Here is a 1,301-nt window from a genome sequence, read left to right on the forward strand (position 1 = left end):
TTGGGCTGTGTCAAGGAATGTGGACAGTCCCTACGAGTTTTCCTTCTCTGCTCAGGCCGCCTGGACGAGGTCTTCAGCGGCGCCGTGGTGATCGTTCCAAGCTTGTACCGGTGTCCGGTAGCTCAGCGCTGAGTGGCGCCGACGGCGGTTGTAGAACACCTCGATGTACTCAGCCACCGCCAGCCGGGCTCGACCGCGGGTCTCGAAGACTTGCTGGTAGTACATCTCGTTCTTCAAAGTGGCGAAGAACGATTCGGCGGCCGCGTTGTCCCAGCACACCCCTGTCCGACCCATCGACTGGAAAACCCCGTTCTCACTGCAATAACGGGTGAACTCATCCGAGGTGTACTGCGATCCATGGTCGGAATGGAAAATCGCTCCTGCCGTGGCTCCGCCTTGCGTGCGCGCCATCTCAAGAGCATCGACGACCAGGCTGGCGCGCATGCGCTCGGCGATCTGCCAGCCGATGACCATGCGCGTAGCCAAATCGATCACCGTGGCCAGATACAACCAGCCTTGGCCGGTGCGCAGGTAGGTGATGTCGCCGACCAGCGCCTGCCCCGGCGCATAAGAGTCCGGGTCGAAGTCGCGTTCCAGCCGATCGGTGAAAACCTGGGCCTGCTCATCGACGACGGTAGTGCGCTTGTAGGCGCGCTTCTGGATCGCAGCCAGCCCCAGTTCGCGCATCAGATCGGCCACCAGTCCCACAGAGCAGGGGAACTCGTTGTCGTTGAGCTCGGCCGCGATCCGCCGGCATCCCGCAGTCCCGCGCTGCTGTGCGAAGACCCGTACGATCTCGCTCTTCAGCGCCTCGCGACGCGCCTGCGTCGCCGTGAGGGTCCCGACTCGAGCCCGCCACGCGTAGAACGACGACCGGGCCACGCCCAGCTTCTGACACATCCAGCTGATCGGATAGTTTCCCTTCTCCGCCTCGATCAGGGCTGACTTCTCATTCAGTCCTGCTCCCTGGCGAAGAAGGCCGCGGCTTTTTTTAAGAACTCGTTCTCCATCCGCAGCCGCCGGACCTCGTCTTCCAACTCAGCCAGCCGAGCGTGATCGGCCGGCTTCAACTCTTGAACCGGTTCCGGGTTGTCCTGCCGGTAACGCTTGACCCAATTGCCCAAAGTCCCCGGGTTGACCTGCAGCTCGCCGGCCACCTCGACGATCGGCCGATCGTTCTGCACGACCAGCTGGACCGCCTCAGCCTTGAACTGCGGGCTGAACTTCCGCCGTGATGCACTTGCCATGCTCTTGATCCTCTCCCATCAAGAGGAACTGTCCAAGAACCTTGATACACCCCA

1 protein-coding gene is annotated in these 1,301 nt (G+C 62.2%); it reads right to left on the reverse strand.

Annotated elements, in window-relative coordinates:
• Positions 1 to 51: 51 nt before the first annotated feature.
• A protein-coding gene (locus H9634_RS14340) for an IS3 family transposase (protein WP_404801696.1) occupies positions 52 to 1,247 on the reverse strand; the annotation gives its coding sequence in 2 pieces (ribosomal slippage) (positions 52 to 995 and positions 995 to 1,247; 1,197 coding nt in all).
• Positions 1,248 to 1,301: the final 54 nt, after the last annotated feature.

This window comes from Brevibacterium gallinarum, assembly GCF_014836885.1.
In the GTDB taxonomy this organism is placed as follows: Bacteria; Actinomycetota; Actinomycetes; order Actinomycetales; family Brevibacteriaceae; genus Brevibacterium; species Brevibacterium gallinarum.